General features: G+C 64.2%; 23 protein-coding genes. 14 read left to right on the top strand and 9 right to left on the bottom strand.

Annotated features, from left to right (window positions below; genetic code table 11):
- Positions 1-6: 6 nt before the first annotated feature.
- Both AACH32_RS18080 and AACH32_RS18075 read right to left on the bottom strand, forming a co-directional pair.
- Positions 7-783 carry a hypothetical protein gene (locus AACH32_RS18080; RefSeq protein WP_338602631.1) on the bottom strand — a complete coding sequence of 259 codons (777 nt, stop codon included), beginning with the start codon at positions 781-783 and terminating at the stop codon, positions 7-9.
- Between the two features lie 25 nt (positions 784-808).
- Complete coding sequence (locus AACH32_RS18075) at positions 809-1,585, bottom strand: hypothetical protein (protein WP_338602628.1); 777 nt, start codon at positions 1,583-1,585, stop codon at positions 809-811.
- Between the two features lie 324 nt (positions 1,586-1,909).
- On the opposite strand from AACH32_RS18075, the gene AACH32_RS18070 reads away from it, so the two are divergent.
- From AACH32_RS18070 to AACH32_RS18050, 5 genes are all read left to right on the top strand, one after another.
- Positions 1,910-3,661, top strand: coding sequence for a hypothetical protein (locus AACH32_RS18070; RefSeq protein WP_338602625.1), 1,752 nt, complete (start codon positions 1,910-1,912; stop codon positions 3,659-3,661).
- Positions 3,662-3,710: 49 nt separating this feature from the next.
- A complete protein-coding gene (locus tag AACH32_RS18065; RefSeq protein WP_338602622.1) occupies positions 3,711-4,808 on the top strand; it encodes an MBL fold metallo-hydrolase in 1,098 nt (365 codons plus the stop codon).
- A 51-nt stretch (positions 4,809-4,859) separates the two neighbouring features.
- A complete protein-coding gene (locus tag AACH32_RS18060) occupies positions 4,860-5,027 on the top strand; it encodes a hypothetical protein (RefSeq protein WP_338602619.1) in 168 nt (55 codons plus the stop codon).
- Between the two features lie 216 nt (positions 5,028-5,243).
- Positions 5,244-6,566 carry a phosphoglycerate kinase gene (locus tag AACH32_RS18055; protein WP_338602616.1) on the top strand — a complete coding sequence of 441 codons (1,323 nt, stop codon included), beginning with the start codon at positions 5,244-5,246 and terminating at the stop codon, positions 6,564-6,566.
- A gap of 231 nt (positions 6,567-6,797) precedes the next feature.
- Positions 6,798-8,096: a phenylacetate--CoA ligase family protein gene (locus tag AACH32_RS18050; RefSeq protein ID WP_338602613.1), complete on the top strand. Its 1,299-nt coding sequence runs from the start codon at positions 6,798-6,800 to the stop codon at positions 8,094-8,096.
- Between the two features lie 163 nt (positions 8,097-8,259).
- Here the strand turns inward: AACH32_RS18050 and AACH32_RS18045 are convergent, their stop codons facing one another.
- Genes AACH32_RS18045 through AACH32_RS18030 form a run of 4 tightly spaced genes read right to left on the bottom strand, consistent with a single transcriptional unit; the run spans position 8,260 to position 10,457 of the window.
- Complete coding sequence (locus AACH32_RS18045) at positions 8,260-8,748, bottom strand: GNAT family N-acetyltransferase (RefSeq protein ID WP_338602610.1); 489 nt, start codon at positions 8,746-8,748, stop codon at positions 8,260-8,262.
- A 34-nt stretch (positions 8,749-8,782) separates the two neighbouring features.
- Entirely contained in the window at positions 8,783-9,052 is a 270-nt protein-coding gene (locus tag AACH32_RS18040) for a hypothetical protein (RefSeq protein ID WP_338602607.1), read from the bottom strand.
- Positions 9,049-10,035, bottom strand: a complete 987-nt coding sequence (locus AACH32_RS18035) for a hypothetical protein (protein ID WP_338602605.1) — start codon at positions 10,033-10,035, stop codon at positions 9,049-9,051. The genes AACH32_RS18040 and AACH32_RS18035 overlap by 4 nt, the downstream gene beginning before the upstream one ends.
- Entirely contained in the window at positions 10,035-10,457 is a 423-nt protein-coding gene (locus AACH32_RS18030; RefSeq protein ID WP_338602603.1) for a hypothetical protein, read from the bottom strand. Before AACH32_RS18030 ends, AACH32_RS18035 begins: the two co-directional genes overlap by 1 nt.
- Before the next feature lie 175 nt (positions 10,458-10,632).
- Between AACH32_RS18030 and AACH32_RS18025 the strand changes: the two genes are divergently transcribed.
- The 6 genes from AACH32_RS18025 to AACH32_RS18000 all read left to right on the top strand — a co-directional run bounded on the left by AACH32_RS18025 (position 10,633) and on the right by AACH32_RS18000 (position 16,182).
- Positions 10,633-12,603: a SurA N-terminal domain-containing protein gene (locus tag AACH32_RS18025; RefSeq protein ID WP_338602601.1), complete on the top strand. Its 1,971-nt coding sequence runs from the start codon at positions 10,633-10,635 to the stop codon at positions 12,601-12,603.
- Positions 12,604-12,607: 4 nt separating this feature from the next.
- Positions 12,608-13,036: a tRNA (N6-threonylcarbamoyladenosine(37)-N6)-methyltransferase TrmO gene (tsaA, locus tag AACH32_RS18020; protein WP_338602598.1), complete on the top strand. Its 429-nt coding sequence runs from the start codon at positions 12,608-12,610 to the stop codon at positions 13,034-13,036.
- Complete coding sequence (locus tag AACH32_RS18015) at positions 13,033-13,311, top strand: hypothetical protein (RefSeq protein ID WP_338602595.1); 279 nt, start codon at positions 13,033-13,035, stop codon at positions 13,309-13,311. The genes tsaA and AACH32_RS18015 overlap by 4 nt, the downstream gene beginning before the upstream one ends.
- On the top strand, positions 13,308-14,135 hold the full coding sequence (locus AACH32_RS18010) for an MBL fold metallo-hydrolase (RefSeq protein WP_338602591.1): 828 nt from the start codon (positions 13,308-13,310) through the stop codon (positions 14,133-14,135). Before AACH32_RS18015 ends, AACH32_RS18010 begins: the two co-directional genes overlap by 4 nt.
- 257 nt (positions 14,136-14,392) lie before the next feature.
- Positions 14,393-15,160 (top strand): tRNA lysidine(34) synthetase, encoded by a 768-nt coding sequence (locus tag AACH32_RS18005; protein ID WP_338602589.1) that lies wholly within the window; start codon positions 14,393-14,395, stop codon positions 15,158-15,160.
- Between the two features lie 320 nt (positions 15,161-15,480).
- A complete protein-coding gene (locus AACH32_RS18000; protein ID WP_338602587.1) occupies positions 15,481-16,182 on the top strand; it encodes a Fe-Mn family superoxide dismutase in 702 nt (233 codons plus the stop codon).
- Between the two features lie 268 nt (positions 16,183-16,450).
- On the opposite strand, the gene AACH32_RS17995 is transcribed toward AACH32_RS18000, so the two are convergent.
- Positions 16,451-16,930, bottom strand: a complete 480-nt coding sequence (locus AACH32_RS17995; protein WP_338602584.1) for a DUF6790 family protein — start codon at positions 16,928-16,930, stop codon at positions 16,451-16,453.
- A gap of 630 nt (positions 16,931-17,560) precedes the next feature.
- Here AACH32_RS17995 and AACH32_RS17990 point away from each other — a divergent pair.
- Entirely contained in the window at positions 17,561-19,396 is a 1,836-nt protein-coding gene (locus tag AACH32_RS17990; protein WP_338602582.1) for an adenosylcobalamin-dependent ribonucleoside-diphosphate reductase, read from the top strand.
- Positions 19,397-19,506: 110 nt separating this feature from the next.
- On the top strand, positions 19,507-19,770 hold the full coding sequence (locus AACH32_RS17985) for a Rho termination factor N-terminal domain-containing protein (protein WP_338602580.1): 264 nt from the start codon (positions 19,507-19,509) through the stop codon (positions 19,768-19,770).
- Here the strand turns inward: AACH32_RS17985 and AACH32_RS17980 are convergent.
- A complete protein-coding gene (locus AACH32_RS17980; protein ID WP_338602578.1) occupies positions 19,767-20,120 on the bottom strand; it encodes a DVU0772 family protein in 354 nt (117 codons plus the stop codon). The two genes, AACH32_RS17985 and AACH32_RS17980, sit on opposite strands and share 4 nt — an antisense overlap.
- Before the next feature lie 127 nt (positions 20,121-20,247).
- Between AACH32_RS17980 and AACH32_RS17975 the strand changes: the two genes are divergently transcribed.
- Positions 20,248-20,655 (top strand): hypothetical protein, encoded by a 408-nt coding sequence (locus AACH32_RS17975; protein WP_338602575.1) that lies wholly within the window; start codon positions 20,248-20,250, stop codon positions 20,653-20,655.
- 159 nt (positions 20,656-20,814) lie between these two features.
- Here the strand turns inward: AACH32_RS17975 and AACH32_RS17970 are convergent, their stop codons facing one another.
- Positions 20,815-21,603, bottom strand: a complete 789-nt coding sequence (locus AACH32_RS17970) for a hypothetical protein (RefSeq protein ID WP_338602573.1) — start codon at positions 21,601-21,603, stop codon at positions 20,815-20,817.
- Positions 21,604-21,771: the final 168 nt, after the last annotated feature.

Here is a 21,771-nt window from a genome sequence, read left to right as displayed (position 1 = left end):
ATTGAGCTAGCGCAAGACTTGATCCAGGATGCCGTCCAGGGCGGGCATTTGGGGCACGGTGCCTGTGGCGGACCACTCGGGGCGGCCCTCGGTGAGCAGGCCCAGGGCCGGGCGGCCGTCGCGCTGGATGTTGAACAGCAGGCCAGTGTCGTCGGGGCGGTAGGCGAAGAGCAGGGGTTTGTCGTTCATGAGGCCGAAACCGGCCTTGGCCTCGTTGCGGCTGTTTAGGAAGCCCAGCAGGGACGCTTTTCTCTTGGGGTCGTAAGACATGGTAATTGCCGGTTTGCCGTTCGGTTGGTTCACGGCGAAGGTCGGCTGACCTTCTATTATGGCCACTGCTGCCTTACCTACGTTGTCGTCATCAAAAAGAACCATTCCCGGACCCCGGCCGGGGCTGTACCTCATCATTAGGCGCGCGTGGTTCGCGTCTTTCATCAGGGCCATCATCGAACTGCCATCGTCGTTGGCCTTCAAAAACACGTTTGACTCGCCCGCCTTGTCCACGAGGGCAAATATTGGCCCATCGACGGCACAAGATAGGAAGCCCCTAGGCTTCCCGGTTTCGTCTCCGACGCACAACATAGGTTGGCCATCACCAGAAAAAGCTATGCTTGCTCTAATTTTGCTTTTTTCATCAACCAGATTAAAAGCACGGGCGAGGATATGGTCGTGGATTTTCGTTTCTGCTTTGGGATTGGCGAAAACCCTCTCCGAGAAAGTCCCGCCAAACATCCCGGTGACGAAGGAAATGGCGATTATGGCGACGATGTGGATGGCTTTCATGACTTCCCCCCGTATGTCAATTGAGCTAGCGCAAGACCTGATCCAGGATGCCGTCTAGGGCGGGCATTTGGGGCACGGTGCCGGTGGCGGACCACTCGGGGCGGCCCTCGGTGAGCAGGCCCAGGGCCGGGCGGCCGTCGCGCTGGATGTTGAACAGCAGGCCGGTGTCGTCGGGGCGGTAGGCGAAAAGCAGGGGCTTGTCGTTCATGAGGCCAAAACCGGCCTTGGCCTCGTTGCGGCTGTTCAAGAAGCCGAGCAGAGCCGCTTCCCTTTTTGGGTCGTAGGACATTGCGATAGCTGGAGTGCCATCTGCCTTGTTGAGTCCGATAACCGGCTTTCCGTGGATGATAGCCAGCCCTGCCTTGCCCACGTTGTCGTCGTCAAAAAGTGCTAGGCCCGGACCACGGCCGGGAGTGTAGTTGATTGCTACACGTGGCTTGTTGTTGGCCGCCATCATTCCGATTGTTGACTTACCGTCATCGCCCGCCCCCATGACAACTGAATCCCGTCCCTTCTCGTCTGTAAGCGCCAGCATGGGGCCGCCTTGTAAATCAACCAGGTAGCCCCGAATGTTTCCAGATTGGTCTCGTACGTACACGACAGGATTGCCGCCCTTATCAAAAGACATACCCGCTCGAGGCCTGTTATTTTCATCAACCAAAAAAAATCCACGGGCGAGGATCTGCTCTTGGATTTTCGCTTCTGCTTTGGGATTGGCGAAAACACGCTCTGAAAAGGCCCCGCCGAACATTCCGGCGACGAAGGAAATAGCGATTATGGCAATGATATTTATAGCTTTCATGCGTCCCCCCGGTGCTGGAAAAATTTGGATTAAATATGCACAATGTACCTAATTAGCATAACACTAAATATTTGTTGAGGAAATATTTTTGTGAGTTGGAGTGATGGAAGGGCTCCGGAGCTTGTGCAGAAAATCAGGAAACCCTTGCTGGGAGAGCACAGCATGAGTCCGAGCAATACAATTTCAATGAATTTACAATTAAATGCGCAGCTTAATCCTCAAAGTTTAGTTAGCGCCGGTTCAGAATTGAAAAAATGGGTAGGCCAATTTGAAAGCGCCCTTGACACAATCGGAACATCCGCCGGCCGCCAATTCGACCTGTTCATGTCCGGCATGGCCACGGACGTGGTCAAAACCTGGAACGACGCGGAAAAGGTGGTGAAGGACTCCACCAAAAACGCCCTCAAGGGCACGGTCTCGGCGGCCTTTGACGGCGAAATGGACAAGGTGGGCGACATCTGGGAAAAGTCCTGGGACGACATGGGCACCAAGCTGGAGGGCCTGTGGGACAAGCTCTTGGGCGCGCCCCTGGACCGCGCCCTCACCGGGGTGCAGAACATGTTCAAGAAACTGGTGTTCGACCCGGTGTCGGACTGGTTCACCGGGCTGTTCTCCGGCGACGGCTTCGGCCTGTTCGACGTCATCCCGGCCATATTCGGCGAAGGCTGGGACGGCGGCGCGGGCGGTTTCCTGGAGGCCATAAAGGACGGAGCCACTTTTACCGAGGCCTGGGAGTTCGCGGCCCTGCCGGGCCTGGGGGCGGTGGAAGGCATCACCTCCTGGGTTGGCTCGCTGTTCGGGGGGGGCGCCGAGGTAATTTCCGGCGCGGCCATGGAGGCCATTACCAAGTCCGCCGCCGATATGGCTGCTGCCTATGGGGTCGATATGGCAGGTGAGTTCGCGGGGGTGACCGCCGCGACCGAGGGGGCCGGTTCCTCCAGCTCGCTGCTGAGCGGCGCGGGGGCGGCCCTGGCCAGCCCGGCGGGCGCGTTTGCCATAGGGCTCGCGCCGGGGATGGTCGGCGCGTTGTTCCACAGCCAGATCAACGACCTTTTGGGCATCGAAAACACCATGAGCCCCGAGACGGCCAAGGCCAACTGGCAAACCAACGCCAACTTCATGAAAAACAGCGTGGCCGAGCTGCGCGGGGCGGGGGTGGATGAGCTGTCGGCCGGTACCGGCTACAACTTCACCCTGTTCAGCGAATCGGCCAAACAGGCGGCCGAGGCCCTGGAGCACCTGAAGAACGTGGCCGGCTATTCCCAGGAGCAGGTGGACGCCCTGGTGGCCTCGCTGGACCCGCTGTCCCAGGAGTTCGTGGCCTCGGGCCAGGCGGCCAACAGCCTGGAGAACGAGGTGACCGGGCTGGTGGAGTCCATGAACCTGTCCATCAACAGCTTCGCCATGAGCGACACGGCGGCCAGGAATTACGACAAGCGCATCGACGAGCTGGCCCAGCGTTTGGGGCTCACCGGCGAGGAGGCCCGGGCCTTCCGCGAGGAGATATGGGGGCTGGCCGAGAGCTTCCAAAGCGGCGGGCAGGAGGCCGCGCAGTTCGACCAGGCGCTCGACTCTTTCGTGAGCAAGACGCTGGGCGGGCTCACCAAGGGAGCCCAGGACGGCACCCAGGCCATCAAGGGCCTGATAGGCAGCATGAAGCAGGTGAAAGGCGCGGGCGGGACGATGAAGATCACCACCAGCGACGGCGGAGGCGCGGCGTTTTCCCAGGGCAGCGGCGGCATGGAGATGCTGACGATGCACCAGGGGGGCCGGGTGATGGGCTGGCCCAAGGCCCGCGCCGGGGCGCTGATAAGCTCGCTGGCCCACGACGAGGTGCCGCTCATCGCCCGGCGGGGCGAGTACGTGGTGCGCTCGGAGGCGGTGACCGCCGCCAGCCTGCCGGCGCTCAAGGCGCTTAACCAGGGGTTTTCGCGGGAGGGGGCGGCGGCCCCGGCGGTGAAACTGCACGTGGAGATCCACGGCAACCTCTTGGGCGGGCGGGACAACCTGGAAGACCTGGCCCGCTTGTTGGAGGGCAAGCTACGGGAACTGGACCGGGGCCGCTGGAAGGCCTGAGGCGGCTTGGCTATTGCCTAAGTTCGCGATCCGGGTCATTGTATAAATTATGTGCAACTACGCCCGCATACGCCGCCGCCTGGGCACGGGGCTGGCGATGGCCCTGCTCTTGTTGGGGGTGGGGTGCCTGAGCCCCAAGCCCTTTGACGAAGCCGCCTGGCATAAGACCGTGACCGCCACCGATCCGGCCAAACTCCACGCCCCCCACCAGGACGCCGAGGGCCGCTATTTCAATCCCTGGCTGCCCCAAGACAAGTCCAGCTGGGACCTCTTTCGCTGGTGGCTTAGCCGCTCCAGCCTGGGCGACCTGAACGACGCGGACTTTCCCACCCCCACCGTGGCCAACGACGGGGCCTATCTGCGCGACCCGGCGGCCCCGGCCAGCCTGACCTGGGTGGGCCATGCCACCTACGTGGTGCAGTGGGGCGGCCAGGTGGTGATCACCGATCCCTTTTTCTCCCAAAGGGCGGCCATAGTGAGCCGCCTGGTGCCCCCGGCCTTCGGGCCCCGGGCCCTGCCCCGGGGGGTGGTGGTGCTCATCAGCCACAACCACTACGACCACCTGGATTCCGACTCGGTGGCCGCCCTGGCCGGGCGGGAGGCGCTGTTCCTGTGCCCACTGGGCCTGGGGGAGCTGCTCCGGGAGATGGGGGCCAAACAGGTGCGGGAGCTGGACTGGTGGCAGAGCACGGAGGTGGGCGGCGCCACCTTCACCTTCCTGCCCACCCAGCACTGGAGCCGCCGCCTGGGCCAGGGCTACAACGAGAGCCTGTGGGGCTCGTGGATGCTGGAGCGGGGCGGGGAGAAAATCTACTACGGCGGGGACAGCGGCTACTTCAAGGGCTTCAAGGAGATCGGCCGCCGCTGGCCGGACATCGACCTGGCGCTGTTGGGGGCCGGGGCCTACCAGCCGCGCTGGTTCATGCACTACGCCCACATGGACGTGCCCGAGCTGTTCCAAGCCTTCGCCGATCTGGGGGCGCGGCGCCTGGTGCCCACCCAGTGGGGAGTGCTCGATCTGGGCGACGGCCCCGCCGCCTGGCCCGCCCAGGACATAAATAACTACGTGGCCAAGCATCCCCAGTGGCGCGGCCGGGTGCTGCTTATGCCCGTGGGGGGGCGGGTGCTTTTGGAGACGGGGCGCTAATGTGCTATGGTCATAGGTAAGCAAGAACAACCGGAGCAAGGAGGCGGCCCCATGAAAACGATGCAGGTGGTTTACGGCTTGATAGGTTCGGCGGTTTTCACGGGGCTCTACATCCTGGCCAGCAGCTTGGAGCGCTTCTGGGTGACCTTCCCCATGTTCATCATCTCGGTGCTGGCCATGGCCGTGGCCGGCGACCGCATCAAAAAGCTCGACGCCTGAGCCCCAAGCGGGGTTTGGTTAGGGGGTCTCGCCCACAGGGCGGGGCCTTATTTTTTTGCCCGGCCGGCTTGGCCAGGTGGCCGATAGCCGCGTTGCCGGGCGTATCCGTTGCGTATGCGCTTCGCTGGGCCGGGCGCTTGCATTACAATGATGGGGTAAACCCAACCAACCGCGCGCGACGCCCCGCCCGAAGGGGCCGACAAGGAGAAGGTGGCCATGGAGTTGGCTAGTTTGGATCAGAGGCTGCCCCTGGTGCAGCAGGCCTCGCTGAGGGACAAGGTGGTCTTGGTGCGCTTCGACCACAACGTGGTCAAGAAGGGGATCATCAACGACCCCTTCCGCATCGACCGCACCCTGGGCACCCTGTTCTACATCGTGGCCCAGGGGGGCAAGCCCATCATGATGACCCACGTGGGCCGCCCCCGGGACAAGAAGGCCGGCACGATCAAGGTGAGCGCCGACAGCGGGGTGGAGCCCATCGTGGCCTACCTGGAGAGCAAGCTGCACGTGAAGATCGAGGTGCCCTCCTTCCCGGCCGGGGAACAGGGCATCACGGCCATCGACACCAGCATCAACCACAACATCCGCCGCCTGCGCGAGGGCGAGATCGCGGGCATCTATCTGCCCAACACCCGCTGGTTCGCGGGCGAGGAGGCCAAGGGGGAGGCCCGCGAGGACTTCGCCCTGCAGCTGGCCGGGCTGGCCGACGTGTACGTCAACGACGCCTTCGGCTCCTGGCAGCCCCACGCCTCCACCTTCGACGTGACCAAGCACCTGCCCTCCTACGCGGGCTATCTGTTGCAAGACGAGATGCGCCATCTGGAGCTGGTGCTCAACCCGGCCCGGCCCTTTGTGGGGGTGGTGGCCGGGGCCAAGTACGACACCAAGATCGGCCCCTTGCAGGCCCTGTATCAGCAGGTGGACCGCCTCATCCTGGGCGGGGTGATCTACAATACCTATCTGTGCGCCAAGTACGGGGTGAAGATCGCCGGGGTGGCCGAGGAGGACATCGCCGCGGCCCGGGACCTGGTGACCGCCGACGCCGAGGCGGGCAAGATCATCGAGCTGCCCTACATCGTGGAAAGCGACATCTTGGGCCGCGAGGAGGGCAAGTACCGCACCCGGGCCCTGAGCGAGCTGAAGCCGGGCATGGAGCTGGGCTACGTGTTGGACATCGACCCCAAGAGCTTCGAAGCCCCGGCGGTGGCCTTGGCCCTGGGCCAGGCGGCCAGCATCTTCGTCAACGCGGTGATGGGCTTCACCCCCCACTTCACCGATGGCAGCCGGGCCCTGGACACCACCATCGACGCCAACCGGGCGGCGGCCAAGCTCTACGGCGGCGGCGACACCCTGCAGGAGTTCAAGGACCTGTGCCCCGGCCTGTATCTGTCGGTGCTGGACAACGCGCAATACTACTTCTTCACCGGCGGCGGTTCTGTGCTCAAGGCCATCGAGCAGCATAGCGCCTACGGCCTGGAGCCGGTGGCCGCGCTCATGGCCAACGCCGCGAATCTGCAAGGAAAAGGCCTCGACGGGTAGTTTCCGCGTAAACGTTGGAAAACAATCACATTATTATGAAGGATGCCACTTTGGTTCCGGGGCCGCGAAGTTACAATTTAGCTAAAAAGTAGCTTGCTCATTTCTTGGCCGCTGTGCTAAAAAAGCCCAGAGGGGTTAGTAGTCGCTAGTTGTTTGGCGCAGGGCTTTGGGGCGGCCGGGGGTCGCCGAAACGGCCCTTGCGCGCCTTCAGCCTCAGGGAGGGATTGGTTTATGTGGGACGAAAAATTCGAGACCATGTCCACCGACGAGATGCAGGCCTTTCAGCTGGACAAGCTGAAGGAAACCGTGGCCTGGGTCTACGAGCGAATTCCTTTTTACAAAAAGAAATTCGACGAGGTGGGGGTCAGTCCCCAGGACGTGAAAAGCCTGGAGGACCTGGGGCGCCTGCCCTTTACGGTAAAGACCGACCTGAGGGATAACTACCCCTTCGGCCTGTGCGCGGTGCCCATGAACCAGGTGGTTCGGGTGCACGCCTCCTCGGGCACCACCGGCAAGCCCATCACCGGCCCCTACACCGCCGAGGATCTGGACCAGTGGGCCGAGTGCATGGCCCGCAACATGGACGCCGCGGGCATCACCGGCGACGACATCGTGCAGAACGCCTACGGCCTGGGCCTGTTCACCGGCGGCCTGGGCTTCCACCAGGGGGCCGAAAAGCTGGGCTGCACGGTGATCCCCGCCTCTTCGGGCATGACCGAACGCCAGATAACCCTGATGAAGGACTTCGGCTCCACGGTGCTGTTCAGCACCCCATCCTACGCCCTGACCATCGCCGAGAAGGCCTCGGACATGGGCGTGGACATCCGCGAGCTGCCGCTCAGGGTGGGCGTGTTCGGGGCCGAGCCCTGGACGGTGGAGATGCGCGACGAGATCGAGCAGCGCATGGGCATCGACGCCTGCGAGGCCTACGGTCTCACCGAGCTGGGCGGGCCGGGCACCGCCTTCTCCTGCCCGGCCAAAGACGGCTATCTGCACGTAAACGAGGACCACATCCTGGCCGAGATCATCGACCCGGTCACCGAGGAAGTGCTGCCCCTGGGCGAAAAGGGCGAGCTGGTGTTCACCGCCATCCAACGGCGGGCCATGCCCATGATCCGCTACCGCACCCGCGACATCACCGAGCTCAAGCGCGAGAAGTGCTCCTGCGGGCGCACCCTGCTCAAGATGAAGAAGGTCTTCGGCCGCTCCGACGACATGCTCATCATCAGCGGGGTCAACGTCTTCCCCAGCCAGATAGAGTCCATCCTCCTGGAGGTTCCCGAGGTGGAGCCCCAGTACGTCCTGATCATCCGCAAGAAGGGCTACCTGGACGCCCTGAGCGTGGACGTGGAAGCCAAGCCCGAGGTCTACGACCTGGGCGAGGAAAAGCTGCGCGAGGTGGAAAAGGACATCGAGAGCCGCATCCGGGGCATCATCGGCATCGGGGTCAAGGTGCGCGCCGTGCCGCCCAAGAGCATCGAGCGCTCCGAGGGCAAGGCCAAGCGGGTCTTCGACGCCCGCAAGCTCTAGACCGCTAAGCTTGAATCATCAGCGCCCCGCCCGGTTTCGGGCGGGGCGTTTCTTTTGGGTGCCGGGGGAATTGTCGGGCTTGGCCGCGCTTAAAGCGACCTACGCTATCTCGGAAAACGCGTAGGTTGGGTAGAAGGCTTCCCGTCCCGCAACCGGGCGATACCTACAGCGCCTTCTGCAACCAGATCAGATCGAAATCCTGGTCCCACTTGCGCCCCACCTTGGGGAATCGTCCCACCTGCACGAAGCCGTGGCGTTCATGAAAGCGCAGGCTGCCCTCGTTGAGCGAGGAAACGTTGGCCAGCAGGTTGTCTACGCCCCTGGCCCGAGCCTCGCCGATGAGGGTGTCCAACAAGCGCGCTCCCAGGCCCTGGCCGGTGTGCCCGGGCAGGATGAAATAGCTCACCTCGGCGGTGCGGGCCAGGGTGTCGGGCATGAGATAGGGCTTGAGCGCGCCGAAATCCACCACCTCGGCCTGGTGCTTGACCACGTAGGCCGGGTAGCCGCCCAAGGCCTGCATGAAACGCCCCCAGGCCTCGTTGGGCAGGGGGGTGCTGGGATAGGCGGCGAACCCGCTGGAGATGTGATGATTCAGTACGGCCAGCACCGCCGGGCCGTGTTCCGGGAGCATGGGTTCGATGCCATAGGACATGGGTTGTTTCCTCGGCCAGGCAGATGGGCGGCGATCAGATGCCGAACGCCTCTTCCAGGGGATAGTCGTGGGCCAGGAGGTAGCCCATCTTGAAGCTGGTCTCCCGGGCCATCTCCAAGAGCAGGGCTCGGGCCTCGGCCATGGCCTGGGCTCCGGCCTGGTCGTTGCCCGCCAGGCGGCGCTCGGCCTGGGTCAGGCGCTCCAGCACCCCGCTGTAGGTGGGGTCGCGCTCCAGCAGGCTCTCTAGGCGGCGGCCTTCTAGTTCATAGAGCAGGTGGGCCTTTTGCAGTACGTCTTGCTTCATGGCTGCTTCTTCCCCTGGGGCGGGCCCGGCTTGGGAGCGGTCTGCGCCTCGCGCGCGGGCTTTTTAGCGGGCGGGGGGCCGCCTTCCATCCGGGGTGGGTGGGCGGCCATGAATTCACGGGCGCCCGTCTCCCCTTGGCCCAGGCGGCGCACCTCGCTGAGCGGGGCTTGCATGATGACCTGGGCGGGCGTCGGCATGGCGTAGGGGTCGTCCGGCGGGGAGATGGAGCTGTGGAAGACCAGGCGCAGGTTTTTCACCTGGGGCAGGGGGGGCAGGTCCTGGCCCACGGCGATCATCAGGGGCAGGCCGGTCAAGAGAGCCACCTTGCCGGTGAGCGGGGCCTGGGCCTGGTTGCCCCAGGGAGCCCCCACCCAATCGAAATGGATCTCCAGGGTGTCGCCCTTGAGGTCGAAGGCGGGCCAGGCGAAAGAGGCCCCCAGGCGGCGGGCCACCCGGGCCTCCTTGAGGTGCAGCTTCCCGCAGGCCTGGCTCAAGGGGCCGCTGGGGGGATGGGCCTTGGGATCCCAGGCGAACATCTCCTCCGGGCGGCGCAAAAGCACGTTTTCGCCGTGGGCCACGGTGTCGGGGTCCTGGTTCAGCTTGGCCAAGAGGGGGTCGGACATGGTGCGGGTGGTGGACTGCCGGTTGATGGTGCCCACGGCGGCAAGAAAGCCGGGCGCGCTGATGCGCCAGTGAAAGGCGCTGGTCCAGCGAATCACCTGGTCGCTGGCTCCCGGTATGGCCTCCTGGCCCCGGGGCAGCCACCACAGGCGGATCACCCCGTCCTTGTCCATGGAGAAGCCGGGGCCTCCCTCCGGCTTTCCGGCCAGGGGCGTGACCTCCATGCGGGCGTCCTTGATCAGCCGGTCGTGGCTGTCCAGCACCCGGAAATAAAATTCTTGCTTTGGGGCGGCCCAGGCGAAGGGGGCCGTCAGGCAAAGGGCGGCGAGGCAAAGAAACAGGACCGGAAAACGGCGGAACATCAGGAGGCCCGCTCCCCACCGCTCCTGTTCAAACGTCCCAGACGCTTGAGCAGGCGCTGGCGGACGTCTCTGGCCGGCTTGTCTTTGATCCAGGCCAGCTCCACCAAAAAGCAGGGCCCCTCGGCCCCTTCCAGGCGGTTGAAACGCACCACGTCTCCCCAAAGGCGCAGGCCTTCCGGCGCCTCGCCCTCCCCGCCGGGCAAGGTCACCTGGATCAACTTCTGGGTGATGTTGTGTACGTCCATAAGCACGTGGGATCCGTCGATAAAAGGCCGCTTGAGGATCAGCTCGACCCCGGTCTTGGTAACGGTGTGCAAACGAACGGTGGCATCGGAGGTTAGGGGGGCAAGGCTTCCTGCATCCACCAGGGACATGGCCACGGTGGGCAACTGTTGGGCACAGATGTCGGTGCGACGGGCCATGGGTGGTGCTGCTCCTTAGTCCATGGGAAGTTGGGCAATTATATGCCAGGTGCGCGCCGGGGCCAAGCACAGGATGCGTCCTCTGCGCGTTGACTGAGAGGCTACGGCGTGATAGCTTTGGCCTCTATTGATAACGGCCCGAGAGAATTGGAAAACCAGCGGGAGACCACCTGCCATGCTGCAATTGATGCGCAAGCACGCCGGCAACTGGATGATCAAAATCCTATTGGGCGCCATCGCCCTGGCTTTCGCCCTGAGTTGGGGCGTTTACAACTACGGCGAAGGACCGGCCCGCGTGGCGGTCAAGGTCAACGGGGAGACCATCTCCGAGGCCAGGGCCTCGGAGGTCTACGCCAACCTGATGGAGCAGGGCAAGCAGCGCTTCGGAGCCCAGTTCGACCAGGTGGCCCCCCTGCTCAACCTGCGCCAGCAGGCCCTGGACCAGTTGGTGGACCAGGTGCTACTCACCCAGGCGGCCAACCAGTTGGCCGTGCAGGTGAGCAACCAGGAGGTGGCCGCGCGGGTGGCTTCCACCCCCATGTTCCAAAAGGACGGCCGCTTCGACGAGCGCCTCTACCGGATCATCCTGGAGCGCAACCGCCTGACCCCCGCCGACTACGAGGCCGGGCTGCGCCAGGAACTGCGCATGGAAAAGCTGGCCGCCCTGGTGGCCGGCGCCGGCCAGGTGACCCCCCAGGAGGTGAACGACGTCATGTCCCGCCGCCTGGCCAAGGTCAAGGGAGTCTACCGCCTGTTCAAGCCCGAGGACTACCGCAAGGAAGTCAAGGCCACCGAGCAGCAGATCAAGGACTACTACCAGAAGAACCAAAGCGCCTACATGGCTCCGGCCACCGTGACCTTCGACTATCTGGTGTTCCCGGTCAGCGCCCAGCGCGACCAGGTCAAGATCAGCGATCGCGACGTGGCCGACACCTACGACATGGAGCGCGACCGCTACTCCAAGCCCGAGCAGGTCAAGGCCAGCCACATTCTCATCACCCTGCCCGAGAAGCCCTCGCCCGCCGAGGTGGAGGCGGCCAAGAAAAAGGCCGAAGAGGTGATGGCCCTGGCCAAGAAGAAGGGGGCCGATTTCGCGGCCCTGGCCAAAAAGTATTCCCAGGGCCCCAGCGCCCCCAAGGGCGGCGACCTGGGCTGGTTCCGCCGGGGCTCCATGGTGGGCCCCTTCGAGGAGCTGGCCTTCAAGATGAAGCCCGGCGAGATCGGCCTGGTGCGCACCCAGTTCGGCTGGCACGTGGTCAAGGTCACCGGCCACGAGCAGGCCTCGGTGACCCCCCTTGAAGAGGTCAAGGTGGAGATCAAGGGGCGCCTGGGGGACACCCAAGCCAAGAACCTGGCCCAGGCCGCGGCCGAGCGCGCCTTCGACAAGCTGGCCATGGGCGAGAGCCTGGCCAAGCTGGCCAAACAGCAGGGCGGCTCGGTGCAGACCAGCCCCAAGGTGGCCGAGGGCGGCAAGGTGGAAGGCCTGCCCGGGCTCAAGGGCTTCTTTACCGCGGCCAAGGATCTGGGCAAGGGCCAGCCGGTGCCCGCGGTGATCTTTAACGACGGCTCCATCGTGGCGGTAATCAAGGAACGGGTGCCCGCCCACGTCAAGCCCCTGGACCAGGTGGCCGAAGACGTGCGGGTGGCGGTGGAAGAGCAGCTGGCCACCGATAAGGCCCGGGCGGAGGCGGCCAAGCTGCTGACCGATCTGGCCAAGGTCAAGGATCCCGCCGCCGAGTTGACCCGCATGCCCGGCAGCGGCCAGACCGGCTGGCTGGCCCAGGGCGGCGAGATCAAGGACGTGAGCGGCAGCGCGGCCCTGGTGCGCGCGCTGTTCCTGCGCCCGGAGAAAAAGCCGGTGATGACCCAGCCGGTGCGGGTGGGCGATATCTTCGCCGCCGCGGTGCTGGCCGGACGCCAGGCCGCCGACCCCGAAGAGATGAAGAGCAAGCACGAGCAGTTCAAGGAGATCCTGCTGGCCGAGGCCCGCCGCCAGGCGGCGCAGGGCTTCCTGGGCGACCTCAGGGCCAGGGCCGAGATTCTGGTGCCGGTGCAGGGAACCACCAGCAGCCCCATCCCCGGCTGCGACTCGCGCAGCACCTTGGAGTGGGTGCCCATGGGCAGCCCCAGGGCCTCGGCCAAGTAGAGCCATGGGCGCCACCTTTTCCCTGCGGCCCATCGGGGTGGTGAAAAGCGCCCTGACCAGCATGGACGCGGCCCCTCCCCAGGGCCCCGAGGCGGGAACCGAGGCGGTGATCGAGCTGGACCCGGCCTGGAGCGAGGGCCTGGACGGCCTGGCTCCGGGCCGCTGGCTGTGGGTGCTGTGCCTTTTTGACCGGGCCAAGGAGCCCAAGCTCAAGGTGCATCCTCGGGGAGACCGCTCCCGCCCCATCACCGGGCTGTTCAACAGCCGCAGTCCCCACCGCCCCAACCCCATTTCGCTCACTCTGGTGCGCCTGGAGGCCCTGGAGGGCAACCGTTTGCGCGTGCGCGGCCTGGAGATGATCGACGGCACCCCGGTGCTGGACATCAAACCCTGGTCCGGGAACATTGACCAGCCCCGAGGAGAGCAGGCATGAGCGGCATCGAGCAATTCGACGCGGTGGAGCATTTCTGGTGCCCCCAGCTGGGCCAGACCATTAAGTTCGCCTATTGCCGCAAGGTGCAGGGGGGCCTGCCCTGCACCAAGGTGCTCACCTGCTTTTCCCCCCATTTCGACGTGGCCGCCTTCCTGGAGGAAAACTACACCCCCCAGGAGCGCGAACAATTTCTGGCCCCGCCCCAGGGCCGGGTGGAACGGGTATTGGACACCCTGGAAAAGGTGCGCCGGGACAAGGAGAGCGAGGGCAAATGAGCCGGGTAACCGTGGTGGTGGACAACTTGGTGGGTCACGTCAGCTCCCTATATGGGGAACACGGCCTGTGCATGTGGCTGGAGCACGAGGGACGCAACATCCTCTACGACACGGGCATGGGCCGGGCCCTGTTGCCCAATCTGAAGACCCTGGACCTGGACCCCGACCGGTTGGACGCCCTGGTGCTCAGCCACGGCCACTACGACCACACCGGCGGCCTGGAGGCCCTGCTGGGGACGCGCAACGAGCCCCTGCCGGTGTATTGCCACGCCGAGGCCTTCGCCCCCCATCTGTCCGAGAACCAGGGGCAGCGCCGCGAGGTGGGCCCGCCCCTGACCCAGACGGCCTATGAGGCCCTGGGGGCCCGCTTCCACCTGGTGGAGCGCCACGCCGAGCCCTGGCCGGGGATCACCCTGCTGGCCGACATCCCCCGCCGCACCGGCTACGAGGTGCCCGCCCCGGCCCTGGTGACCGTGCGCGACGGCCAGGTGTCGCCCGACCCCTTTCACGACGACTTGTCCATCCTGGTGCACGGCGACAAGGGCTGGGCGGTGCTCACCGGCTGTGCCCACTCCGGGGTGGTCAACATCCTGCTGGACGCCGAGGAAAAGGCGGGCGCTTCGGTGGAGCTGTTGGTGGGCGGTACCCATCTGGGACCGGCCCCGGCGGCCCAGCAAGAAGCCGCCCTGGCCGAGTTGGGCTCCCGCCAGGGGCTCCGGGTGGTGGCCGGGCACTGCACCGGCCCGGTCATGGCCGGGCGCATGCAGGCCGCCCTGGGCGAGCGCTTCGCCTATCTGGGAGTGGGCAACGTCCTGGAAATTTAGCCCGCATCCGCCGCTCTGCCGGACAAGGGTATGTTGAATCGCTCCCTTCAAACAAACGCCGGACATTTGGCTTGCCTCCCGAACGGGAGGTCCATGGTTTCTTGTCCGGCACAGCCAGGCGGCTGCGGGCAAGGCGACCGGCAAGCGAAGGCCGGAGGTGTAGGGGGGCCTACAGCGAGGCCTGAGCGCCGCCGGCAACGCAGCCTCCGGGCGTCTGGCGAAGCCGGCGCCTTACCACCAGGCGAGGTTAGCGGCTAATGGCTGCTTATATTGAACGCCAAGCGATCAGCTTGTGCGGCAAGGCGGTGCACGGCTGGTCCATGATCCGCCACGGCGACCGGGTGGCCATCGGGCTTTCGGGGGGCAAGGACAGCCTGTCGCTCACCTGGCTGTTGGCCGAACGCCGCCGCCGGGTGCCCATCGATTTCGAGCTGATCGCCTACCACGTGGAGATGGGCTTCAAGGCCACCGACCACCAGGCCCTGGCCGAGTTTTGCCATGGCCTGGGGGTGGAGTTCCGCCTCATCACCACCGACTACGGCCCCCGGGCCCACACCCCGGAGAACCGCGAGAAAAGCCCCTGCTTCTTCTGCGCCCTCAAGCGCCGCCAGGAGCTGTTTAAGGCCGCGGGTCAGGCGGGCTGCGGCAAGCTGGCCCTGGCCCACCACCAGGACGACATCTTCGAGACCACCCTGATGAACATGTTCTACTCGGGCAGCATCTCCACCATGCTGCCGGTGCAGCCCCTTTTCCACGGCGACCTGGTGCTCATCCGCCCGCTGAGCCTGATGAGCGCCGACATCACCCGCCGCTTCTGCGCGGCCAAGGAGCTGCCGGTGCAACCGCCCTGTTGCCCCAGCGCCGGGGAGGGCCGCCGGGGCCGGGTGCGCGAGCTGCTGGAGCAGCTGCACCGGGAGAACAAGAAGCTACGCCCCAACCTGTGGCACGCCCTGACCCACTCCGGCTCGGCCCGCCTGCCCACTCCGCCTACTACCCAGCGTCTGGGTCGTCCTAGGTCAAAATAGCCGACACACCATCGCCGCTTCGCCAGCCACCGCCATACGGCGTTGCCGGCATCATTCGGTCCTCGGTGCAGGTAGACGACGCCTGCGGTCTGCGCTCGCCGGACGCCTTGCCCTGCGGCGGCCGGCTGTGCCGGTTGGACGCGCGGCTTGCGCGGGCGGCTAACTTTCCCAAAGCTTTTGCCAAGACCGGTTGTCGTCCAAGTCCTGCGGGCTGCCCCATCCGGAAAAATAGATTGTGGTCGGGCTATCGGCGGGCTTACCCTAATTAGAGAGGGGAACAACCAGGCCCGCGCGGGCCGCGCAAAGCAACGGAGGAATTAATGCAAGCCAAGGCCGCTATTGGCATGGATCGCCGCAGTTTTCTCAAAACCGCCGCCCTGGGGACCGTGGCCCTGGGCCTGGGGGCGTCGCTGCCCGGCGTGGCCCGGGCCGAGACCTTCAAGCTGGCCCCTCTGCCCTGGGCCGAAAACGCCCTGGAGCCCTACATCAGCGCCCGTACCATCAAGTTCCACTACGGCAAGCACCACGCCGGTTACGTGAAGAAGCTCAACGGAGCCATCAAGGGCACCCCCTGGGCCGCCAAGAGCCTGGAGGAGATCATCCTGGGCTCCTACGGCAAGGACGACTTCCTGTTCAACAACGCGGCCCAGGTGTGGAACCACACCTTCTATTGGAACAGCCTCAAGCCCGGCGGCGGGGGACGGCCCACCGGCGACCTGGCCGCGGGCATGGTGGCCCAGTTCGGCTCGGTGGAGACCTGTCTCCAGCAGCTCCAGGAGGCCTCGGCCAAACGCTTCGGCTCGGGCTGGGGCTGGCTGTGTCTCAAGGACGGCAAGCTGGTGGTGGTCAGCAGCAGCAACGCCCTGAACCCCATGGTCGACGGCATGAAGCCGCTGTTGACCATCGACGTGTGGGAACACGCCTATTACCTGGATTACCAGAACCGGCGGGGGGACTACCTCAAGGGGGTGATGGAGCACCTGATCAACTGGGACTTCGCGGCCCAAAACCTGAAATCCTGATTTCAGGCAGGCGGCCAAAATAGTAGGGAGCCCCGGCCGGGGCTCCTTTTATATTTCCCGGTTTCGCCAGACGGCGGGATGCTGCGTTGTCCCATTCTGCGCGGCAGGCCAAAAAAACTAAGTTCTATGCTCTCCTAGCACATGTCCGGCACAGCCAGGGGGCGGCAGACAAGGCGTCCGGCGAGCGCAGGCCGCAGGCGTAGCCCAAGCTACGTCGAGGCCTAAGCGAAGCCGGCAACGCAGTATGCCGCCCCCTGGCTGTGCCGGATTAAGAGCCGAAGATTCCGCGTATGGCCAACAGCACCAAAATAGCCGCCGGGGCGGCGATGTCGTTGACCCACACGAAGATGCCCGAGTTGCCCGGCGCCTGGTTGCCCAACTCCTTGCGCTGATCCAGGTGCCCCCGCCCCGCGCCCAGGGCGAAGATGCTGAAGATCACCCCGGTGCCCGCCTGGAAGCCGGGGCTCATCCACAGGCACATCAACCCGGCCACTCCCAGGGCCAGGTTGGCCATGCCGATCTCGAACTGGAAGGGGCTGCCCGGCTGCCAGCCGATGAAGGCGGCGGTCTTGTCGGCCCGGACGGTGTGGGCATAGGCGGCCAGCAGGCCGCCCAGGCCGGGGAAGGCCACCAGCAGCCATTTGATGAGGATGTTCACCCCGGCGTTGAAGGTCAAGGGGCTGGGTGCCAGGCTCATGGACAACCAGGACCCGGCGATGAACACGGCCAGATACAGCAAGGCGATCATAAATACCCTCCGATGATATCCCTATCATGCAGGCTGCGGCCGCTGAGGGCAAGAGAGGCCTCATGCTGCAGCCGCTATAACCTATTTTGACTGAAAAAATATGAATAGATCGCCTGGGGCCGTCATGCAAATCCACGACCCGTTCCGGGGGTATCTATATTTTATCGGGCAAGATGCTTTATTATCGAAATAAGGGATGGCAATTAATTCTACACGCGGAGATTTCCGATGGCAGTATATCCGGACACATTGGATCCAAAGAAGCTTTCCGACCGACAGGCCGTTGAGGCCTGGAGGCGCACCATCACAATTGGAGACGGAAGCATAGTCCTTCTCGCGGCTTACCACTCTGTGGAACATCCGGAACAGGGGAGACAAATTGAAGCCAGCATAACGGTTACCAGCTTTTGCTGCCCGAGATGCATCCCCGTAAGTAGCGTCGTGGTTTGGACCGAATACGGTGATGAGGCCATAGGAAAATTGCAGGATATGGAAAAGACGGTTTCCTTCAATCCTTGATGGTTCAATTCCCTGCCGCCAGAATTACCCTGCAGTTGCCTTCCAATAACTGAGCCGGGTGTTCTCGCATGCTCTTGCCTTGCCCCCCCGCTTTGGCGTTAAGTTAGAGTCATGGATGCCACGCCTTTCCCATTCGGGCCCCATGCCCTGCCGGTTCTGCGCCGCCGCTACCTGGCCCGCGACGCCGAGGGCCGGGTGGTGGAGACCCCGGAGCAGATGCTGGCGCGGGTGGCCGGGGCCGTGGCCCGGGGCGAAGAGCCCTGGGGCGGGGCGGCCGCGGCGCGGGAGATGGAGCGGGCCTTTCTGGGCCTGATGAGCCAGGGCCTCTTTTTACCCAACAGCCCCACCCTGATGAACGCGGGCCGTGAGCTGGGCCAGCTCAGCGCCTGCTTCGTCATCCCGGTGGAGGACAGCCTGGAGAGCATCTTCGAGGCGGTCAAGGAAACCGCCCTGATCCACAAGTCCGGCGGGGGCACCGGCTTCAGCTTTTCCCACCTGCGCCCGGCGGGCGACGTGGTGGCCTCCACCCGGGGGGTCAGCTCCGGCCCGGTGAGCTTCATGCGGGTGTTCGACATGGCCACCGAGGCGGTGAAGCAGGGGGGCACCCGCCGGGGGGCCAACATGGGCATCCTGGCGGTGAGCCACCCGGACATCGAGGCCTTCATCGCGGCCAAGCGCCGCCCCGGGGTGCTGGAGAACTTCAACATCTCGGTGCTGGTCAACGACGCCTTCATGGCCGCCGCCCGGGCGGACGGGCCCTGGCAACTGGTCAACCCCCGCGACGGCGCGGTGGCGCGCACCGTGTCCGCCGCCGGGCTGCTGGAGCAGATGGTCCAGGCGGCCCACCAGAGCGGCGAGCCGGGCCTGGCCTTTTACGAGGCCATCAACCGGGGCAACCCCACCCCAGGCCTGGGGCCCCTGGAGGCCACCAATCCCTGCGGCGAGCAGCCCCTGCTGCCCCACGAGTCCTGCAATCTGGGCTCCCTGGTGCTGCCCCGTTTTCTCAAGGACGGTGAGGTGGACTTCCCAACCCTGGAGGAGGCGGCGGCCCTGGCGGTGCGCTTTCTAGACGACGTGATCGAGATAAACCGCCACCCCCTGCCCCAGGTGGCCCGGGCCAGCCGCCTGACCCGCAAGATAGGACTGGGGGTCATGGGCCTGGCCGATTTGCTGGCCGACCTGGAGCTGCCCTACGATTCGCCGGAGGCGGCGGCCCTGGGCCGGGAGGTCATGGCCCGCATCGCCGCCGCCGCCCGGGCGGCCAGCGCCGAGCTGGGCCAAAGGCGTGGCAGCTTCCCGGCCTTCGCGGCCAGCCGCCTGGCCGGGGGCTGGAGTCACATGCGCAACGCCACGGTGACCACCGTGGCCCCCACCGGCACCCTGTCGCTGCTGTTGGGCTGCTCCTCGGGCATAGAGCCCTACTTCGCCCTGGCCTACACCCGCCGGGTGCTTGAGGAGCGGGATCTGGTGGAGTTCAACCCCCGCTTCCTGGCCCGCCTGGCCGCTCTGGGTCTGGACACCCCGGAGCAGCGCCGGACCCTGGCCGCCTCGGGCAACGCCACGGCGATCCAGGGCCTGCCGCCAGAGCTGGGCCAGGTATTCGCCACGGCCCACGAGATCGACCCCGAGGCCCACCTGGCCATGCAGGCCGCCTTCCAGGCCTCCACCGACAACGGGGTGAGCAAGACGGTGAACCTGGACGCCCAGGCCGGCCCCGAGCAGGTGCGCCGAGTCTTTACCAGGGCCCACGCCCTGGGCCTCAAGGGGGTCACGGTGTTCCGCTCCGGCTGCCGGGGCCGCCAGGTGCTGGAGCTGTTGCCCCTGCCCGGACGCGAGGCCCCGCCGGCGGTGCACCACTCCGGCCACTGCCCCCGCTGCGGCGGCCTGCTCAAGACCGACGGCGGCTGCCTGGCCTGCTCCTTCTGCGGGGCCTCGGGCTGCGAATAGACGCGCCGCGCGGCCCCCCAAATGCCCCTTGCCAGACGGACGATATGGTCGGATACTTTTAAGGATAGAGGCGCGCCAAGTGCGCCGTTATACCTAAAGGGGAAAAGACCATGGCCACGCTCAAAGAACTAAAAGAAACCGCCCGCAAGCTGAAAATCCCCAGGTACAGCAAGCTCAAAAAGGACGACCTCAGCCGCCTGATTCAGCTTTATGAATGCGCCCGCAAACTGAAGGTGAAGAACTTCGCCAAGCTGCCCGAGGACGAGCTGATCCGCGCGGTGCAGGTGGCCGAAGGCAACCATCCCTGCTACGGACAAATCCAGGACTGCCGCCAGGACGACTGCGCCTGGATCGCCCCCTGCCAGGGACGCTAGGCCTTTTCCAACCCCAGCTCCCGGCGCAGCCAGCCTTTGATCTCCGGGCTCAGGGCCAGTTGGCCCCGAGGCATGTCCTGGCCCTCGCCCGCCCGGGCGGCGGCCGCCACCAACTCCTGGGGCACCGGGGCCCGGGCCACCTCTTCACTGTCCACGTAGGTGCGCTCCACCAACAGCACCTGGTTTTCGCCCCGCCAGGTGGAGAGGTAGAAGTAGTAGACCGTGCCCAGGCCCCGCTGGGCGGTGGTGGACTTGATCTGAAAGGCCTCAAAGGCCTGGGCCGGGGTTATCTCCCAATCGATGGCGCCCACGATCTCCGGGCGCGCCTTCAATTCCTGCCAGCTCAGCATGTTTTCACTTTCCCGACACCTTTAAGGTGGTTGCTTTACTTGCGCCATGGCCCTCAGGGTATATAGTACCGGCAAATGACCACCAACCGCATGGCGGTCCACAAACTCTAAAAAAAGGCGGTGCCACATGGCTTCTGCGAACCAAGAGCCCGGCAAGCTGTTCATGGTTTATTGCTATGCCGAAATGAAACCCAGCGAGGACGGCGAAGACCGTTCCTGCTACTTCAGCTACATGCTCCGGGCCAACTCGGTGGAGGAGGTGGGCGATGTGTGCGCCGCCGAGTTCGCCAAGCTGCCCCTGGACGGCGAGCCCTTCTCGGCGGGCGACGCCATCGCCATCGAGGAGATCGTGGAGATCGAGGAGCTCCCGGCCCAGGGGGTGATGCTCGACTGCAAGGTGATGCAGGGCGACTACAGTTTCGTGGGCGGCATGGCCCCCTACAGCGAGGAGAGCGACGGCATCATCGTCTACGAGATCCTGCCCGAGGACGAGGAAGAGGAGCAGGAAGCTTTGGTGGTGTTGGGCGAAGAGTAACCCTCGCCCCCGAGCGGCTCTAGGGGAGCGGCCTCGGGCCGCTCCCCTCGTTTTTTGGCGGCGAAAAAAATTAAGCGCGAGCTCGGTGGGCGGAAGTCCGGGAAAGCTTTGCCGCTTAATATTACGACTACAGTTTTTGCCTGTTTTGAGGGCGAAATGCTATTTGGGATCCACCAATGGCTCTTGGTCCCTTGATGTCCATTTGAGATTTCCGGCATTAAAATTATTTAATCCATCGTCCATCAAATTTGAATAAGCTTGGACACCATTGCGCCATCTTCCCGTAAAACCGGCTCCGATTTCTTCAAGGTACCCGTCAGTGGCCTGCAGCGAAAATTTGTATGCGTCGGATAAAAAACCTGTCAGCTCCTGCAAATCGCCTTTGAAGTGCTTATAGTCATATTCCTTGAGATTGATTCCCAGTCCTGTTTCAGAGAATTTGTCTCCTGATAATGCTGCGCGGAGAAAGGCATTGACGATGTTTTCCGGGTTGTAATTTTTGGTATGCTCTTGTCCTTTGGCGGTGCGTGGAGACAATATTTTATCGTAGTATAGGCGGCTGGATGGATTGAGCAGGATTGAAAATGCCAGGGCCGCCGCTAAAGTGACTATGGTAATACCCGCTAATATTTTAGCGATGACCAACCCTATATCCGTCACCTTAAAATCTGTAACTGCTGAAGATAATTGTATAACTGGAACACATACGGCGCAAAGGGCCACTCCCATGGTGTACCAGTTAAAGAAGGTTCCGGTAGCATGCCACGTTATTATTGCTAAAATGATTTGGGCTATGACTGGGAGTGTTATTGTCAAGGCAAAGGTAATAGTGCCCATCTCCCATGCTATGGATAGGCTCCACAGGCAGATAGCTGCACTGCCGAAGTACGCAATGATCATTGCTGAGCGAGAAATTGTTGCCCACAACCCGTTGGCAAACCTGTGCATGCCCTGCTCCCTTGGTCCGCTTAAGCTCGCATATGATCACACAATAAGCCCCCTATTCCAAATACTTTCTTTTTAGTAGTGAATGGCCGCTTCGGGGAAAAATGGTGGGGCTGAGCGCTGATTTTTTAAGCGCGTACCTGGTGATATTTTTGCAATCAAATTGGGACG

Origin of the sequence: Desulfoferula mesophila (genome assembly GCF_037076455.1) — a bacterium.
GTDB classification, from domain to species: Bacteria; Desulfobacterota; Desulfarculia; order Desulfarculales; family Desulfarculaceae; genus Desulfoferula; species Desulfoferula mesophila.
The sequence above is the reverse complement of the archived record's forward strand: the minus strand, read 5'-3'. Positions and strand labels throughout refer to the sequence as shown.

Bases quoted from the DNA above. Each gene is read 5' to 3' on its own strand.
- AACH32_RS18080 (WP_338602631.1), bottom strand. From the start codon at position 783: ATGAAAGCCATCCACATCGTCGCCATAATCGCCATTTCCTTCGTCACC.
- AACH32_RS18075 (WP_338602628.1), bottom strand. From the start codon at position 1,585: ATGAAAGCTATAAATATCATTGCCATAATCGCTATTTCCTTCGTCGCC.
- AACH32_RS18070 (WP_338602625.1), top strand. From the start codon at position 1,910: ATGTCCGGCATGGCCACGGACGTGGTCAAAACCTGGAACGACGCGGAA.
- AACH32_RS18065 (WP_338602622.1), top strand. From the start codon at position 3,711: ATGTGCAACTACGCCCGCATACGCCGCCGCCTGGGCACGGGGCTGGCG.
- AACH32_RS18060 (WP_338602619.1), top strand. From the start codon at position 4,860: ATGAAAACGATGCAGGTGGTTTACGGCTTGATAGGTTCGGCGGTTTTC.
- AACH32_RS18055 (WP_338602616.1), top strand. From the start codon at position 5,244: ATGGAGTTGGCTAGTTTGGATCAGAGGCTGCCCCTGGTGCAGCAGGCC.
- AACH32_RS18050 (WP_338602613.1), top strand. From the start codon at position 6,798: ATGTGGGACGAAAAATTCGAGACCATGTCCACCGACGAGATGCAGGCC.
- AACH32_RS18045 (WP_338602610.1), bottom strand. From the start codon at position 8,748: ATGTCCTATGGCATCGAACCCATGCTCCCGGAACACGGCCCGGCGGTG.
- AACH32_RS18040 (WP_338602607.1), bottom strand. From the start codon at position 9,052: ATGAAGCAAGACGTACTGCAAAAGGCCCACCTGCTCTATGAACTAGAA.
- AACH32_RS18035 (WP_338602605.1), bottom strand. From the start codon at position 10,035: ATGTTCCGCCGTTTTCCGGTCCTGTTTCTTTGCCTCGCCGCCCTTTGC.
- AACH32_RS18030 (WP_338602603.1), bottom strand. From the start codon at position 10,457: ATGGCCCGTCGCACCGACATCTGTGCCCAACAGTTGCCCACCGTGGCC.
- AACH32_RS18025 (WP_338602601.1), top strand. From the start codon at position 10,633: ATGCTGCAATTGATGCGCAAGCACGCCGGCAACTGGATGATCAAAATC.
- tsaA (WP_338602598.1), top strand. From the start codon at position 12,608: ATGGGCGCCACCTTTTCCCTGCGGCCCATCGGGGTGGTGAAAAGCGCC.
- AACH32_RS18015 (WP_338602595.1), top strand. From the start codon at position 13,033: ATGAGCGGCATCGAGCAATTCGACGCGGTGGAGCATTTCTGGTGCCCC.
- AACH32_RS18010 (WP_338602591.1), top strand. From the start codon at position 13,308: ATGAGCCGGGTAACCGTGGTGGTGGACAACTTGGTGGGTCACGTCAGC.
- AACH32_RS18005 (WP_338602589.1), top strand. From the start codon at position 14,393: ATGGCTGCTTATATTGAACGCCAAGCGATCAGCTTGTGCGGCAAGGCG.
- AACH32_RS18000 (WP_338602587.1), top strand. From the start codon at position 15,481: ATGCAAGCCAAGGCCGCTATTGGCATGGATCGCCGCAGTTTTCTCAAA.
- AACH32_RS17995 (WP_338602584.1), bottom strand. From the start codon at position 16,930: ATGATCGCCTTGCTGTATCTGGCCGTGTTCATCGCCGGGTCCTGGTTG.
- AACH32_RS17990 (WP_338602582.1), top strand. From the start codon at position 17,561: ATGGATGCCACGCCTTTCCCATTCGGGCCCCATGCCCTGCCGGTTCTG.
- AACH32_RS17985 (WP_338602580.1), top strand. From the start codon at position 19,507: ATGGCCACGCTCAAAGAACTAAAAGAAACCGCCCGCAAGCTGAAAATC.
- AACH32_RS17980 (WP_338602578.1), bottom strand. From the start codon at position 20,120: ATGCTGAGCTGGCAGGAATTGAAGGCGCGCCCGGAGATCGTGGGCGCC.
- AACH32_RS17975 (WP_338602575.1), top strand. From the start codon at position 20,248: ATGGCTTCTGCGAACCAAGAGCCCGGCAAGCTGTTCATGGTTTATTGC.
- AACH32_RS17970 (WP_338602573.1), bottom strand. From the start codon at position 21,603: ATGCACAGGTTTGCCAACGGGTTGTGGGCAACAATTTCTCGCTCAGCA.